We start from the raw sequence: 15111 nt of genomic DNA, 5'->3' as shown, positions 1-15111 counted from the left end.
AAAAAATAAACACTGGACTAAAAGTCAAAATATTACTCATCAAAAAGCGAAGAAAACGGTTCGATAAACTATGGAATTACCCTCTCGACCTATCCAAAAAAATTTCCTAACACCATTTAACCTTTAAAAACTCGATGAAAAGCATTTAAGTAAAATTCATATCCTGTTAAAGATTTAATGATACCATTTTCAGCAGTTTTTATAAGGCTGTCTATTTTGTTTTCTAAAGTCCCTAACGTATCAAATATTTTCATGGCAATCTTATCCTTCATCCACTCCCAAACCCTTTCAGCGGGGTTAAGTTCGGGACAATACGGAGGAATAGGAAAAAGAATGATGTTTTCCGGCAACTCTACGTTTTTTGTAGAATGAAAAGCAGCATTATCAATCACGAGTATCTTTAGTTCATTGGGTTTGTGCAGGGAAAAATCTTCCAGATATTTAACAAACAAATCTTTACAAACCCCAGTAGTGGTCATACAAAAACTCTCTCCTGTGATGGGTGAAAAACTGCCTCAAAGCCATCGGTATAAGTAGCTATGCTTATAGGTGCCTATGGGTTTTATACCTTTGGACGTGATGACTCGTTTTTGTTTGGTAATCAGACCAAAACGACTTTCGTCTTGAAAATAAAGATTGACAGAAGTGTAGTTATTTTTATTAAGAATAATTCTAAATTTTTTAAATTTTTCTTCAAGGTTTTTTAAAAAACGCTTCTGCGTCGGGGTCTTTCTTATGATGAGACTTTCTTGATACTTTTAGTTTGCTTTTGTACTTTCTCCTGCAATGCGAGTATAGGGCTCCATATTCTATCTTTTCTCCCGATTCCTCTTCCAAAATTGCTTTTAGCTCAACATACGAAGTGATGGTTGTTTTGGGGTCTGTGATTTTTTCTTTTATACTTGAGAGTACTTTATCTGAAAGGGTTCGTGTATTGTTTCCTCCACTTTTAACTTCTAGCAATGAATCCAATCCGCCTTGTTGGTAACACCGAATCCAAGTACCTACTGTTTCTTCTTGTCTTCTAAGTTTTTCCGCTATTGCTTTTTGGTAGATATACTTACCGCTTTTGATGTAGATCAGTGTTTTTATACGGTCTCTCTTCAAGGGTTTAACTGTCTTGGAAAACAACTTTTGTAAGTATTCTATCTCTTCTCTAATGATAATTGTAATTTTCTTTGGTATAATCAAAGATATTAAAAATTATCCTATTTTTTAAGGTTGAATGGTATTAAATTGGTTGTATAAATGATTTTACGGATTTCCAAAGGAAAGTCAAAAAACATGGTCAGCTCGTCCCAATTGTCACGCCAAGACTTTATCGCATACGCATATTTGGACTCCCATTTTTGTGCAAAATCATTCAGAGCTGCTTCTGCCGCCTGTTTATTTGGAGCGTTGTAGATATGCTTCATATCGGCAGTAAAATCTTTTCTGTCTTTCCAAACCACATATTTACAGGCGTTTCTAATTTGATGAACCACACAGATTTGGGTTTGGGACTGAGGGAAAACCGAGCTAATAGTCTGGGTAAATCCATTGAGGTTATCGGTAGCTGCAATCAAAATATCTTCCACTCCTCGAGCTTTTAAATCGGTTAGAACACTCATCCAAAAGCTGGAACTTTCGTTCTTTCCGAGCCACATCCCTAGAACTTCTTTTTTACCATCACGGTTTAAACCTACCGCCAAATAGATGGTTTTATTGATAACTTTCGAGTTTTCTCTAACTTTAAACACAATTCCATCCATCCAAACAATCAGATAAAGCTCTTCTAAAGGTCTGTTCTGCCAACTCATTACTTCGTTTGCCACTGCATTGGTAATTCTGGAAATGGTGGAAGTAGACACCTCAAAATCGTACATCTCACGGATTTGTTCCTCAATATCACTCACGCTCATTCCTTTGGCATAAAACGAGATGATAATATTCTCTAAACCTTCAATAATATTATGTCTTTAGGTACCAAAGTCGGCTCAAAACTACTTTCTCTATCTCTGGGAACCTTGATTTCAGATTCACCGAAAGAGGATTTTATCTTCTTGGTTCCATGCCCATTACGATAGTTCCCCGTGGTGGTTTTTTCGTGTTTCTCGTTGTCAAGATGAGCATCGAGTTCAGCTTCGAGCATGTGTTCCACTGCTCGTTTGTACATTTGTTTAAAGAATGAGGTTAAATCTTCTCCATTCTTAAAAGATTTGTAGAAATCTTTGTTGTTTAATAATTCTTCTTTGTCAATCATAACTGTATAAAATTTAAAATAGTAAAAAGTTATTTGGCTACGCCGAACCATTTCGTTAGGTTTCCGAAAAATTTTTTGAGCTTTGAGGGCTCAAAATTTTTCAGAATAACTTTTCAACTTACACAGTTAATGAAATACTACCTTTTTTTATTAATTTGACTTATGCTTATAAGTTTTAACTGGTTTATATTTATATGGAAGATTTTCCTTCAACCATTTATTAAGCTCTTTGCGATTATTTTCCAGTTCTCTTGGGTAAATTGTATTATTTTCTAAAATCGACTCTCCATATTGTTCTGTTGTACAAACAAAACGAGCAGGATTACCTGAGAAAACTGAATTAGAAGGCATTGAATGCGTTAAGACAGAACTTGCTCCCAGAATACAATTATCACCAATTTCTACATCTTGCTGAATAATGCAATTGGATCCAATGGTACAGTTTTTACCTATTTTAATTCTTCCAAAAATTCTTACATCTTCCAACCCTTCTAAACGACGGAGTGTTTTTGTAGTGCCTCCATGATTAATCAATCGCGTACCGCCTGCAATTTGTGTATAATCCCCAATCTCAACTAAATACGGCTCTGAACCAAAATAGACTCTTTCAAAGATTTTTACTTCTTTGCCTAATTTCATGCCTTGACTTTTACATATATAAATATAGGACTTCATATATAATCTTTCAAAAAATGTATGGATAAACAACACAAGTCTGTAAAAATAGTATTTCATCTTTCCCTATTTTTTATATTTTTTTAAAACGATTTGAATAAGATAATGAATTTGATACCGTAATTTTGCTAGGAACTTTATATTTTTCCAACTTTGATTTGCATCTATCCATAACCATTTTCTTAATATTTGAAGCATCCAAATCCTCAGAGACAACAATATCTGCACATACCATTTGTCCTGTAATAACACTCTTCTTTGCATAAACTGTTGAATCTAAGACTCCATCGATTTCATTTATCACCTCTTCAACTTCTTTAGGTAAAACTTTAAGTCCTCCTACATTAATTACATTATTGATTCTTCCAATAATTTTAATGTAACCGTCACTGTCTGTTTCAACGATGTCACCTGTAGCAAACCATTGATCCTCGGTAAATTGTTCACTTTTTTGATTAACATATCCTCTAATTTGATTTTTAGATTTGAGAAACAATTGATTATCAATAATTTTATATTGATAATCAGGATCTATAATTTTGAAGAAAAGACTTTTAGAAGATTTGCTCTCCGTTTTCATTATTCCTGTTTCACTGGTTCCAAAAGTTTGTAAAAACTTAACATGAGGGATTCTGTTTTTCAATCTATCCAAAAGTGTTTGTGGCATTCTTTCCGTTCCGTAAGTAATCATTTTCAAGGATGAAAGATTGTACTTTTCAAAATTTTCTGTCATCAACATAAGGTTCAAGAATGTTGGAGTGGTTGGCAAAATTTGAACTTTCTTATTTTGAATTAATTGCAGGATGTTATCTGGATTTCGGTCTGAAGGGATTGTTACTTCTGAACCATTATTGAGACAATTTAAAAGTGTATTTATTCCCCCAATATGATCAAACAAAAGAAACAATAAAAAGTTAAGTCTTTTTGTTTTTGCAGGGGTTTTAAAACTATTAAGAACTTCATTTAAATTATGAACCATTACTTTTGGAACTCCTGTAGTACCACTTGAGAAAAGTACTAACCCCGTATTATTTTTGTCAAATAGGTTCTTATAGTCTACTGGAATACTTTGATTTAAAACATCATTTTTTTTAACAATTAATGTTTCCTTTTCTAAATAAATTATTTTGTTTACAAATGATGCAGAAATCTTACTTTCAAATTCCTTTTGGGTTGTTGGAACAATTGGAACAATGATGCATTGCATTTCGGATAGAGCAAAAAAAATTGCAATACTATTAAAATTATAATCTGAATTAATACAAACAACATCCCCTTGCTCAATGGAGTTTTTTAATTCACTCTTAAAGAATTCTATTTTAGAAAAGAGTTCTTTGTAAGAGTAACTTCCATTTTCTTCTGTTAAAGCAATTCCTTCATAGGAAGCAAAAGTAGATATTTTCATAAACCACCAAGATATATAATTTGACCTGTAATAAAATCACTTTTTTCTGAAATAAAAAAATCAATCACATTTTCAACATCAGAAAAAGTTCCAAGTCTTTGAATAGATTGTTTTTTGAGAAGTTCATCCACTTTGACTTTCGGCACGACTTTTATTAAATCTGTATAAACTGGAGACGGTCCTATTGCATTTACGGTAATTTTAAAATGTGCAAGTTCTTTTGCCATTATTTTTGTCATTTTCTCTATTGCAGACTTTGAAGAAGCATAAACCAATTCTCCTTCTAAATTCATTGGTACTGCAACCGTTGAAAAATTTACAATTCTACCTCCCTTATTTTTCATAACTTTGGCACATTCTCTCGAAAAAAAGAAACTCCCATAAAAATTAGTCTCAAAAACTTTTTTTACTGTAGAACCAGGGGTAAGCATTGAATGATTTAGTGAGGCAATCCCAGCATTATTAATAAGCACATCTATGTTTCCAAAGAGTTTCTTTGCTTCTTTTACTGTTGCTTTAACACTTTTCTCGTCCGTTACATCACAAATAAAGTGATGATATTTAGAATTTTGATATTCGGTATCTGAACGGCTACAACCAATTACGTTATAACCTTTATCAATATAATATTCTGTTAAATGGAATCCAATTCCTTTTCTGTTCCCAGTGATAAAAATTGTTTTATTCATCATCATTAATTTCAATGATAAATTTTGAAAGTTCTTCAGCGTTTATAAATGGACTATGACTTCTTGACATCGCCCTTTCGTCTTGTAAACTGAAGGATTTGTCATATTTTTCTTCAAGCTCCTCTTCAAGATCTACCAAAAAATTAACCAAATCCATGGAATCAAAAATTCCGCTTGAACCAATCAATCTTTGTTTTAATGAAAGTTCTTCTGGTGTCTCAATACCATTATTTTCTGTAAAGTCTTGTAGGGCAGTTAAAACTATTTTTTGAATATCGTCTAATTTCATGAATTGAATACTTTTTGCAAATATAATTATTTTGATGTATACAAAAATATGACGAAATCAAAATAAAAAAATAATAATCGAAATGAAAAATATAATAAAAAATCATAAATGAAATTAGAGGTATAAATTAGGACTGATTTGTTATATTTGAGCAAAAAAATAAGCAATGTAATGTAATGAAAAAAAAAATTCTCTTTATATACTATCAAAATATTAAACAAGGTGGGATATCAAAATCAATATCTCATATTAGCAAATCTTTGGTGGAAAATGGATACGATGTAACAGTCTTATTTTTGATGAACCCTCACCAAGATTTTTTCCCTATTGACTCTAGAGTGAAAAAGATTTATATCAATTCGTTTGATACGAAATATTTTAGAACTTTTAGCAAACTTAACAAAAAGTCTTTTATAAGAGGTGCGCTTCAAAAAATTGTGTATTATGCTTATGACTATGGTTGCTATAAAATCCTTCGTAAATGGATAGAAGAAAATCACAAAGAATATGATACAATTTTTACTTGCTGGTATAAACTCTCAACTTATTTAACATTTACTGAGGCACATTCTAAAACAATTGCCTGGGAACACATAAATCATAAAACGGGTGGGGTTATTTATTTTAATATGTTGCGCAAAAGATATAAGAAATTGAAAGGAATCATTTGCTTGACTGATAATTCAGTAAATTTTTACAAAAATCTTAACTCTAACCTCATTAAAATACCAAATATTATTGGGGATCAATTTGAAAATTGTGAATTTAATATTGAAAAAAAAGAAAATAGAATATTATTAGCAAGCCGATTAGATCCAGAGAAAAATGTTAAGGAATTTTTAGATATTGTTCACGAAGCTAAACTCCCTTCAGATTGGAAAATAACCATTGCAGGAACAGGTATAGAAGCAAATGAAATTGAAAAATATGCAAAGAAATTAAATATTCCCAACTTATTTTTTGTAGGAAGTATTTCATCAGATCAAATGCTTGAATATTATAAAAAGTCAAAAATATTTTGTATGACTTCACTTTCTGAAGGTTTACCAACTACTCTTATAGAGGCGATGTTTTGTAGTAACGTTTTGGTCAGTTATGATTGCCCAACAGGACCCTCAGAAATACTAAATGAGAAGAACGGGTTTTTAATCCCTTTAAGAGATAAGCACACGTTTAAAGATAAACTAAATTTGCTTATCCAAAATCCAAAAATTCTATCAGAGCTTATGAAATCATCACATGAGGAAGCAAAAAAATGGAACAAAGAAGAAATATTAGCCAAATGGAAATTTGTACTTAATAACTTTTGATAATAAGTAAATCAAAGTATTTATCTGTAAATAAAACATTACAGTGTAATTAAGAAATAATTTACTAATAATTTTTGTTTTTTGATAATTTTTTTTTAAATTTATATCACTTTTTTTCAACTAAAAAACACATTTATGAACAAAAATTTTATTATGAGCTTTGTTTGGATGATTACTTTTTTATTTTCATCCAACATTTATGGTTATGAATATACAACAAGTGGGTATATAAAAATATTCGCTAATGATGTAACAACCTATTCATATCTTCTAGATCCAGGATTTTCACTTAATCAAACAATTAACCAGAAAGGATTAGTCGTTGTAAGTGGAAAATTAATTAAACCTTTTACTGCAGACAATGTAAAGTTGAGCATCAAATACATTGATTCACAAGGTAATTGGAGTACTGGTTGGTGTAAAACACTTTACTCATATAATCAGTACAATGAAAATTTAACTGCTAGGTTTGAATTACCTGCTTCCGTATTAAGCTCTTACAATTTAAAAATTGAATTAACTTCAAATACTAATATTAATAATTGGAGTTCTATATCTTGGGATAAAACCATTAGGCACTACAAATTTGGTGATTATACAGCCACTAGTTGCGACTTGGATGAGAACGAATATACCATTCTTCTTACCCCTAAAAAAGAAAGCACTTTAATAAAAGATGTTAATGGAAATGTAACGGGTGTAAAAGACCGTGTAACCTCAGTACATGCATGGAATAAACTTTCTAATGTATCAATGAATAATAAGTTGGACAATGTAGTTTTTTCTCCAAAATATCCGTTACCTATACAAACTGATGCAAATGGTGCAAAAGCTGTTAAACTATTGAATCAAGGTGCAATAACTGATACAATTGCTTCCACCCCAAAATTTATTTATAAAGAAATGGCTGGGCATCCGACTCCATACTTGTATAGTTATGATGATCCTGTTTATATTTTTGCTGGAAAATTTTCTATAAATGGCTTTTTAATAAAATTTAGCCAATGGCCTGGCGATCCTAACGGTCCTGGCTATCATGATTTTAAAAATCCAAATTCACTACAAAGTAGATATTTTAACACTTATAATACCATATACCAAAAATTGACTGATTTTATCACTGATCAGGAACCAGTAGTATTAGTTTCGAGTGTAACAACAGGTTTTAGGGTTTATAAAAGTAATGGTACTTATATTAATCTTACAGGCTATAGTAATTATGGAAGTCTATTTTTTGGTTATGGAAATGACCAAGGTGGAGGGAGAAGAGGACCAGGATCCGAGCAACTATTTATTTCAAATACACCAGTGATGACATTGTATGGAATGGGAGCATTAAGAAATAATATTACAAGTTCGTCCCAATCCGTTCGATCACTTGCAGATGTTGAAAAAGAAATTTCAAAATTCATAAAATACACAGGTATTTTTGGAACAACGACGGCATATGATGACACATCTGAATGTGCAGGAGGATGTTTTAGCGTAAATGCAGATGCAATATCAGACAACAATGTAGTAGATTGGACTAAAGCTCCCAATAGCTATATATTTACTGGTAAAGATAAAAATGGAAACAGTGTAGACGGAATTTATATCCCCGTGAAGAAAGCGTATGCAATGTGAAATAATGGGAAATATATGGGAGGTGCAGGGGTTCCTAATGGACCCGTTACAGCTGATGTTTTATGGGAAGACAACATGGGGTTAATCAAAGCTGGTACAGATTATTCTTTACCAATTATAGGCACTGGAGAAAATGCTAAAATTAAAGTTCCAATTAATACAGTCAAAAAGGGAAATGCTGTAATTGCTTATAGGATTAATGGAGAAATATTTTGGTCATGGCATGTATGGGCAACGGATGATCCGACTAACGGTACGATATATAAAAGTTTCGATGAATTAAAAAGAGAACTTTCAGATGGGACTATTGAGAATATTGCTAATGAAGATTGGGGTTGGATGGATAGAAATTTAGGAGCAGTTGGAAGTACCATTAATGGTAAAGACTGGAATAAGAATGGAGGACTTTTATATCAATGGGGTAGAAAAGATCCAATTCCGCCTTTAGTAACAAAAGGAAATGGGTTTTATCAAATTACTGGGAAAATTGGGAAAGTTATTCATCGAAATGCAATGACAAAAACAGCAGGATATTTGAAAATTGAAAGTTTAACAAAATTTGTTAGCCAATCTAATGCTAACATTACTGATAATTTACGTTTATCAATTAAAAACCCTGCGAGCTTAATCTATGTAAATCAAGATGGAACCAACACGCAAGCATTTTATAATAATGCAAATGGTATATATTCGGATGTTAACTGGTTTGGAAGCGTTAACGGTTTACAAACATTTGAATTAAGTAAAGTGAACTTATGGTCTGATAATTCTCAAGGAGATGTAGATAGTAATATCGTTGAAAATTTCAATGATCCTTTAAGTGCAAAACCTTATAGAAATAAATCCTCTTACGATCCATGTCCAAATGGTTGGAGAATCCCATCAATGTTAGTTGCTCATGCAACGAATAAAGTAAGAGTAGATTATTCTCCATTTGGCGTTAAAACAAATACACCTTATTATTCTATTTATAATAATGTTTCTGGAGTTTCAAATATAAAGCCAGGTAATTCAACATTATCAACCTATCTACAAGGAATTAAAGTATACCCTCAGTTTGGATTTGATATGAGTTCTGTTGGAGGGAACAATATGGGAGTATATCCTGGAACTGGGATGATAGACCGAAGGGAGCATTCAGGCCAATATAGTGATCAACACGAAACTTATCTATGGACAGCAACAATGAGTATGTGGGACGCTAATAATTTACCATGGTCTACTACAGCTCGTGCACTTAGGCTAATACCTGATGCATCTCAAATAGTAAATAATTATAAGCCTGACGCTTCTAATTATCCAAATGTATATGGGTTATACAATTATTTTCCTATGCAAGGATTAACAACCAATAGAGCCCTTGGTTGTAGATGTATAAAAGATCCTTTATTTGTCAAAAACAATTATGATTTTCCTACAGATTTTATAAAAGAAAATGATATATATATGGTCGGTATAGATAATCCTAACAGTTATATGACAACTAAATCTACAACTAGTCAAACAATTGCAATACCTGTGAGCAAGGCTTTTTCTGTGCAAAGTAATTATTTAGGAAACACTCAAATATTGAACTCTTCAAGTTTTAATGATTTAAAAGCAAATGTATTATGGACAGATAACCCTAGTTTAATTACTCAATTAAACATAACAAGTCCATCAACAAAAGAAGGACTAATAAATGTAATAATTAATGCCAATCAATCTGGAAATGCAGTAGTTACACTACATAATGGTTCAATAAGCAATCCAGTTTATTGGAGTTGGCATATTTGGGTAACGAATAACCCAGTAAGTTTTGTTACTTATTTAAATGACACACCTATTCCCACAAATAATTACATAAATTATACACAATATGGAAATATTATGAAAACTAAAATCATGGATAGGAATTTAGGAGCAACGGAAGCTGTGCCTAATACTTATAATGCTTCTTTGGTAGATAAATCCCAAGGATTACATTATCAGTGGGGTAGAAAAGATCCTATACCTGTTTTCAAAAATATTTCAGGGTCTGGATATACTATTTATTTAGGGAGCACTAACAATACTGGAATTGTTACTTATCCTAGTACTTTAACAGAAGCTGCCTTTTTATCCAATAACATTTCATCTTATCCTTACGGCATCAGTAATTTAATTTCCGATAAAATAGATGGTAGAATCGAGAAAATTCTTTCTTATTCAGTTACAAATCCATTAAAATTTATGGTCCCAACTGTAAAATATTCAAGTTTTACGGATACTAAATTTAATCTAGGTTCAGACTGGTTATTTGATAATGAACATCATAGTTTGTTTTCTGAAAGATGGGGTGGTGGAAGTATTAAATCTCCTTTTGATCCATGTCCAGCAGGATGGAGAATTCCTGATCTTACTACAGGTTCTTTAGGTGGAACAAGCAGAAAAACATCGCCTTGGAGTTTAAATAATAATTTTGAATTTTTTAAAGATCCAATAACTGGAAAAGAAGGTCAAACGGTTGTCAATACAGAAGCAGGTTATTATGGAAGTGTTTTCAATTTAGGATGGGGTAAAACAGTAGCATTTCTTTTTAATAGTAGTTTATACAATGTAGGAAATTACACTAAAGGATATATAAGAGGTAAGAGAAGTGTAATTCTTGGGGACCCACTAAATAACACTCTAAATACATTATCTGGAGGAATTTGGTATTCTACCTTAAATACTTCTTTTACAGGAAGAGGAAACTATATGAGTTTTGATAATTATAGTAGAATTCTTGTAAAAAACTCTGATATCGATCCCTATGCTGGAATGAATTGTAGATGCGTTAAGCAGGAAGATGAAAATACTAACCAAAGAGGTCCAATTCCTACATTTCCTGTAACATTAAATACGGGTAAACAAGCTACCAACACATTTTCAAAGCAGATTGTAATTGAAAAAGCAAACAATAATAATCTTTTATTATATCCAAATCCTGTAAAGGATATTTTATATATAGAAACAAAAGATAATAAATTAATTTTTTATCAAATTTATAACATAGCTGGACAAAAAATTTTTGAAGGTAAATTTGAGAATAAACAAACAAATATATCATTCTTACAATCTGGAGTTTATTTTATTAGGATAAATGACTCTGAACAAATAGTAAAAATTGTTAAAAAATAAAAAAACTTATAGAAAACAACCAAACACAATGTTTGGTTGTTTTTATTATTAATATATGGACTTATCAATAATAATTCCCTTGTATAACACTCCGACCGAATTAATACAGGAGTGTTTAGAAAGCATTCATCGGTCAGTCATTTCACAAAAATACGAGATTATTATAGTGAATGACGGTTCTAATAATGAAAAAACGGTTGCATTTATAACTGATTATAATGAGGAACATACAAGGTTTATCAACAAAAAAAATGCTGGGGTTTCTTCAGCAAGAAATGTAGGTTTAGAACTATCGACAGGGAAATACATCTTATTTTTAGATTCAGATGATTTGTTATTACCACAAATTAATCATGCGATACAATTTTTACAAGATAACCAAGATTATGATTTGGTATATTGTGATACTATTTATTTTGGTGATCAAAAATATTATTATAAAAAGGGAAGTTTTTCAAAGTTTAAACTTTTATATATGGGTAATTTTTTGAATGTTACTACTTTGATTCGTAGCAGTATAGCAAAAAATTACTTATTTGATGAACATTTAGATTACGCTGAAGATTATGATTATTGGTGCAGAATAGCTCATAAAGGCCATAAGTTCAAATATCTTCCCAAACCTTTTTTTATGTACCGAAGGATATTAAATGGAATTTCTTTATCTCAGATAACTTCAGAGAAAAAAAATAATTTAGTTAAAGTTGTGAAAAACAAATATGATGTTAATAAAGAAATAACATTAGAGAGTATAAACGAATACATTGTTAATAATTTCAAAGACAACAAAAGTTTATTGTTCAAATTAATATTAATTATTTATTTTCCAGTAATATTTAATTTTTTAAAAAAAAATAAAATATTTAAAAATCATTATCTTTCAGACTAATTATTTTCATTGATTTTTTACATTAAATCTAGGATTAAAACATCTTCATTTTTAGCCATACTTAGAGAAATAGATAAAAGAAATTTAGGTAATGTACTGAAAAATAGTTGGTGGCATTTTGAAGAAATATGATTAAATTTTGCGTGTTAATCTGAAGAGGAAAATAGCTCTGGTGAAAACCAACTTTTCAGCAATAAGATTAATGTTCAAAACGATAGTTTTAAGGTGAGATTTTTCTCACCTTTTTTATAAATTATCGCTAAGTAGTCATTCCTTAACAATACAATAATATATCTTTAAAAACTCGATAAAAAGCATTTAAGTAAAATTCATATCCTGTTAAAGATTTAATGATACCATTTTCAGCAGTTTTTATAAGGCTGTCTATTTTGTTTTCTAAAGTCCCTAACGTATCAAATATTTTCATGGCAATCTTATCCTTCATCCATTCCCAAACCCTTTCAGCGGGGTTAAGTTCGGGACAATACGGAGGAATAGGCAAAAGAATGATGTTTTCTGGCAACTCTACATTTTTTGTAGAATGAAAAGCAGCATTATCAATCACGAGTATCTTTAGTTCATTGGGTTTGTGCAGGGAAAAATCTTCCAGATATTTAACAAACAAATCTTTACAAACCCCAGTAGTGGTCATACAAAAACTCTCTCCTGTGATGGGTGAAAAACTTCCCCAAAGCCATCGGTATAAGTAGCTATGCTTATAGGTGCCTATGGGTTTTATACCTTTGGACGTGATGACTCGTTTTTGTTTGGTAATCAGACCAAAACGACTCTCGTCTTGAAAATAAAGATTGACAGATGTGTAGTTATTTTTATTAAGAATAATTCTAAATTTTTTAAATTTTTCTTCAAGGTTTTTTAAAAAACGCTTCTGCGCCGGGGTCTTTCTTATGATGAGACTTTCTTGATACTTTTAGTTTGCTTTTGTACTTTCTCCTGCAATGCGAGTATAGGGCTCCATATTCTATCTTTTCTCCTGATTCCTCTTCCAAAATTGCTTTTAGCTCAACATACGAAGTGATGGTTGTTTTGGAGTCTGTTATTTTTTCTTTTATACTTGAGAGTACTTTATCTGAAAGGGTTCGTGTATTGTTTCCTCCACTTTTAACCTCTAGCAATGAATCCAATCCGCCTTCTTGGTAACACCGAATCCAAGTACCTACTGTTTCTTCCTGTCTTCCCAGTTTTTCGGCTATTGCTTTTTGGTAGATATACTTACCGCTTTTGATGTAGATGAGTGTTTTTATACGGTCTCTCTTCAAAGGTTTGACTGTCTTAGAAAACAACTTTTGTAAGTATTCCATCTCTTCTCTAATGATAATTGTAATTTTCTTTGGTATAATCAAAGATATTAAAAATCATCCTATTTTTTAAGGTTGAATGGTATAACATCGGAGCTACAACAATACATTATTCATTATTGATTTTATCCGTAATGTTTCGGGATGCACAAAGAGAAGATATAATAACTGAAGGACTTTATCCATTTTCAAAAGTCAAGGTAAAAAGAGAAAAAGGCAAACGCTTATTTTTGAACAAAAAACAGATTAAAAAACTAAGAACCTTAAAAATTGAATATACAGGAAAAGACGAAATATTTAGGGATATGTTTATTTTTTCAGTGTATGCCGGTGGATTAAGATTTAGTGATGTAGTGAGTTTAAAATGGCAAGATTAAAACGAGAAAGAACAACGCATAACCAAAAAAATTCGCAAGACAGGAAGAACCCACCAATTCAAAATAGGTCAAATGGCAATCGATATTTTGAACCAATATAAAACAGCTATTTCAGAACCTACGGATTTTGTTTTCCCGATTATTGAGGATGTGGATTTGTTTGATGCTAACGAAGAATATCAAACAACCGTAATCAATGCAAAGAATATTTTATGCGGTCAGAAGCTACGCAGATTAGGTAAAGATATGGAATTACCTTTTCCGTTATCATTCCATTTAAGTCGTCATACATTTGCAACCAATGCTTTAAATAATGGAATGAGAATAGAATACGTTTCAAAACTATTAGACCATTCTGACATTGGTATTACGCAGATTTACGCCAAAGTGATTAGCGAGGAATTGGATAAAGCGGTGAAACAATACATCAATTAAACAAATTTTGTAAATTTGAAAAAACAAACATAACAATATTGGAAATTCAAGACCACTATCAACCACTGATAGACTATTTTGAAAAAGTTGAAACTCTCGATGAAAACGAGAAACAGCTTGTTCAGGAATTATTTATTTACAAGGATTACAAACGAAAAGAATTTTTGCTAAGAGAGGGAGAAGTATGTCGTCAGTTCAGTTTTATACTTCAGGGTTGTATGCGTATGTATATGATTGATGACAAAGGAACAACACATATTTTACAGTTTGCTGCCGAAAATTGGATAATGGTTGACGCATTAAGTTTTAGAGAAAAATCAGCTTCTCAATTAAATATTGATGCACTTGAAAAAACCGAACTTCTACAAATCAATCAAGAAAATTTAAAATTACTCTACGAAAAAGCCCCAAAGTTCAATTACATCATTCGTGAATTATTAGAAAAACACTTGTCTTCCGTTCAAAGGAGATTATTACAAACGATGAGTTCCACAGCAGAAGAACGTTACTTGTCATTTATAAAAACCTATTCTCAGTTTTCAAACAGACTTCCTCAAACGCAGATTGCAGCTTATTTGGGTATTACGCCAGAGCATTTAAGCAAAATCAGAAATGATATTGCAAAACCCAAACACTTTATTTCTTAAGATACATTAAGGGTACGAGGCGACCAGTCAATCTACATTTGCATTATCAATTTTAAACAAAAGAAAA

The 15111-nt window shown here is 31.3% G+C and carries 15 protein-coding genes and 1 pseudogene; 7 read left to right on the top strand and 9 right to left on the bottom strand.

What is annotated here, in order from left to right; all coding sequences use genetic code 11:
• Positions 1-116: 116 nt before the first annotated feature.
• The 7 genes and pseudogenes from AC4AGG_RS12120 to AC4AGG_RS12090 all read right to left on the bottom strand — a co-directional run bounded on the left by AC4AGG_RS12120 (position 117) and on the right by AC4AGG_RS12090 (position 5300).
• A complete protein-coding gene (locus AC4AGG_RS12120; protein ID WP_489772270.1) occupies positions 117-500 on the bottom strand; it encodes a transposase in 384 nt (127 codons plus the stop codon).
• Positions 501-693: 193 nt separating this feature from the next.
• Positions 694-1107 (bottom strand): helix-turn-helix domain-containing protein, encoded by a 414-nt coding sequence (locus AC4AGG_RS12115; protein ID WP_489772268.1) that lies wholly within the window; start codon positions 1105-1107, stop codon positions 694-696.
• A 122-nt stretch (positions 1108-1229) separates the two neighbouring features.
• Positions 1230-2242 (bottom strand): annotated as a pseudogene (locus AC4AGG_RS12110) (IS256 family transposase); the annotation flags it as partial.
• Positions 2243-2392: 150 nt separating this feature from the next.
• A complete protein-coding gene (locus AC4AGG_RS12105) occupies positions 2393-2881 on the bottom strand; it encodes an acyltransferase (RefSeq protein ID WP_489772267.1) in 489 nt (162 codons plus the stop codon).
• 109 nt (positions 2882-2990) lie between these two features.
• Positions 2991-4322 (bottom strand): ANL family adenylate-forming protein, encoded by a 1332-nt coding sequence (locus tag AC4AGG_RS12100; RefSeq protein ID WP_489772266.1) that lies wholly within the window; start codon positions 4320-4322, stop codon positions 2991-2993.
• Positions 4319-5011 carry an SDR family NAD(P)-dependent oxidoreductase gene (locus AC4AGG_RS12095; protein ID WP_489772265.1) on the bottom strand — a complete coding sequence of 231 codons (693 nt, stop codon included), beginning with the start codon at positions 5009-5011 and terminating at the stop codon, positions 4319-4321. The genes AC4AGG_RS12100 and AC4AGG_RS12095 overlap by 4 nt, the downstream gene beginning before the upstream one ends.
• Positions 5004-5300 (bottom strand): hypothetical protein, encoded by a 297-nt coding sequence (locus AC4AGG_RS12090; protein WP_489772264.1) that lies wholly within the window; start codon positions 5298-5300, stop codon positions 5004-5006. Before AC4AGG_RS12090 ends, AC4AGG_RS12095 begins: the two co-directional genes overlap by 8 nt.
• A 176-nt stretch (positions 5301-5476) precedes the next feature.
• Between AC4AGG_RS12090 and AC4AGG_RS12085 the strand changes: the two genes are divergently transcribed.
• From AC4AGG_RS12085 to AC4AGG_RS12070, 4 genes are all read left to right on the top strand, one after another.
• Positions 5477-6610 (top strand): glycosyltransferase, encoded by a 1134-nt coding sequence (locus AC4AGG_RS12085; RefSeq protein ID WP_489772263.1) that lies wholly within the window; start codon positions 5477-5479, stop codon positions 6608-6610.
• Between the two features lie 135 nt (positions 6611-6745).
• Complete coding sequence (locus tag AC4AGG_RS12080; protein ID WP_489772262.1) at positions 6746-8236, top strand: hypothetical protein; 1491 nt, start codon at positions 6746-6748, stop codon at positions 8234-8236.
• Between the two features lie 15 nt (positions 8237-8251).
• Positions 8252-11377: a T9SS type A sorting domain-containing protein gene (locus tag AC4AGG_RS12075; protein WP_489772261.1), complete on the top strand. Its 3126-nt coding sequence runs from the start codon at positions 8252-8254 to the stop codon at positions 11375-11377.
• Positions 11378-11432: 55 nt separating this feature from the next.
• The gene (locus AC4AGG_RS12070) at positions 11433-12266 is read left to right on the top strand and encodes a glycosyltransferase (protein ID WP_489772260.1); all 834 of its coding nucleotides are present in this window, start codon (positions 11433-11435) and stop codon (positions 12264-12266) included.
• A 274-nt stretch (positions 12267-12540) separates the two neighbouring features.
• Here the strand turns inward: AC4AGG_RS12070 and AC4AGG_RS12065 are convergent, their stop codons facing one another.
• Complete coding sequence (locus AC4AGG_RS12065; RefSeq protein ID WP_489772269.1) at positions 12541-13107, bottom strand: IS630 family transposase; 567 nt, start codon at positions 13105-13107, stop codon at positions 12541-12543.
• 25 nt (positions 13108-13132) lie between these two features.
• The gene (locus AC4AGG_RS12060; protein WP_489772259.1) at positions 13133-13588 is read right to left on the bottom strand and encodes a helix-turn-helix domain-containing protein; all 456 of its coding nucleotides are present in this window, start codon (positions 13586-13588) and stop codon (positions 13133-13135) included.
• Positions 13589-13704: 116 nt separating this feature from the next.
• Here AC4AGG_RS12060 and AC4AGG_RS12055 point away from each other — a divergent pair, with 116 nt between their 5' ends.
• From AC4AGG_RS12055 to AC4AGG_RS12045, 3 genes are all read left to right on the top strand, one after another.
• Positions 13705-13962: a hypothetical protein gene (locus AC4AGG_RS12055; RefSeq protein ID WP_489772258.1), complete on the top strand. Its 258-nt coding sequence runs from the start codon at positions 13705-13707 to the stop codon at positions 13960-13962.
• A 72-nt stretch (positions 13963-14034) separates the two neighbouring features.
• A complete protein-coding gene (locus AC4AGG_RS12050; protein ID WP_489772257.1) occupies positions 14035-14397 on the top strand; it encodes a tyrosine-type recombinase/integrase in 363 nt (120 codons plus the stop codon).
• A gap of 38 nt (positions 14398-14435) precedes the next feature.
• A complete protein-coding gene (locus tag AC4AGG_RS12045; RefSeq protein WP_489772256.1) occupies positions 14436-15044 on the top strand; it encodes a Crp/Fnr family transcriptional regulator in 609 nt (202 codons plus the stop codon).
• Positions 15045-15111: the final 67 nt, after the last annotated feature.

It is taken from the genome of Chryseobacterium sp. CG10_8, from assembly GCF_058117085.1.
This window is presented reverse-complemented; position numbering and strand designations above follow the sequence as displayed.

Bases quoted from the DNA above. Each gene is read 5' to 3' on its own strand.
- AC4AGG_RS12090 (WP_489772264.1), bottom strand. From the start codon at position 5,300: ATGAAATTAGACGATATTCAAAAAATAGTTTTAACTGCCCTACAAGAC.
- AC4AGG_RS12105 (WP_489772267.1), bottom strand. From the start codon at position 2,881: ATGAAATTAGGCAAAGAAGTAAAAATCTTTGAAAGAGTCTATTTTGGT.
- AC4AGG_RS12080 (WP_489772262.1), top strand. From the start codon at position 6,746: ATGAACAAAAATTTTATTATGAGCTTTGTTTGGATGATTACTTTTTTA.
- AC4AGG_RS12060 (WP_489772259.1), bottom strand. From the start codon at position 13,588: ATGGAATACTTACAAAAGTTGTTTTCTAAGACAGTCAAACCTTTGAAG.
- AC4AGG_RS12075 (WP_489772261.1), top strand. From the start codon at position 8,252: ATGGGAGGTGCAGGGGTTCCTAATGGACCCGTTACAGCTGATGTTTTA.
- AC4AGG_RS12085 (WP_489772263.1), top strand. From the start codon at position 5,477: ATGAAAAAAAAAATTCTCTTTATATACTATCAAAATATTAAACAAGGT.
- AC4AGG_RS12095 (WP_489772265.1), bottom strand. From the start codon at position 5,011: ATGAATAAAACAATTTTTATCACTGGGAACAGAAAAGGAATTGGATTC.
- AC4AGG_RS12050 (WP_489772257.1), top strand. From the start codon at position 14,035: ATGGCAATCGATATTTTGAACCAATATAAAACAGCTATTTCAGAACCT.
- AC4AGG_RS12070 (WP_489772260.1), top strand. From the start codon at position 11,433: ATGGACTTATCAATAATAATTCCCTTGTATAACACTCCGACCGAATTA.
- AC4AGG_RS12100 (WP_489772266.1), bottom strand. From the start codon at position 4,322: ATGAAAATATCTACTTTTGCTTCCTATGAAGGAATTGCTTTAACAGAA.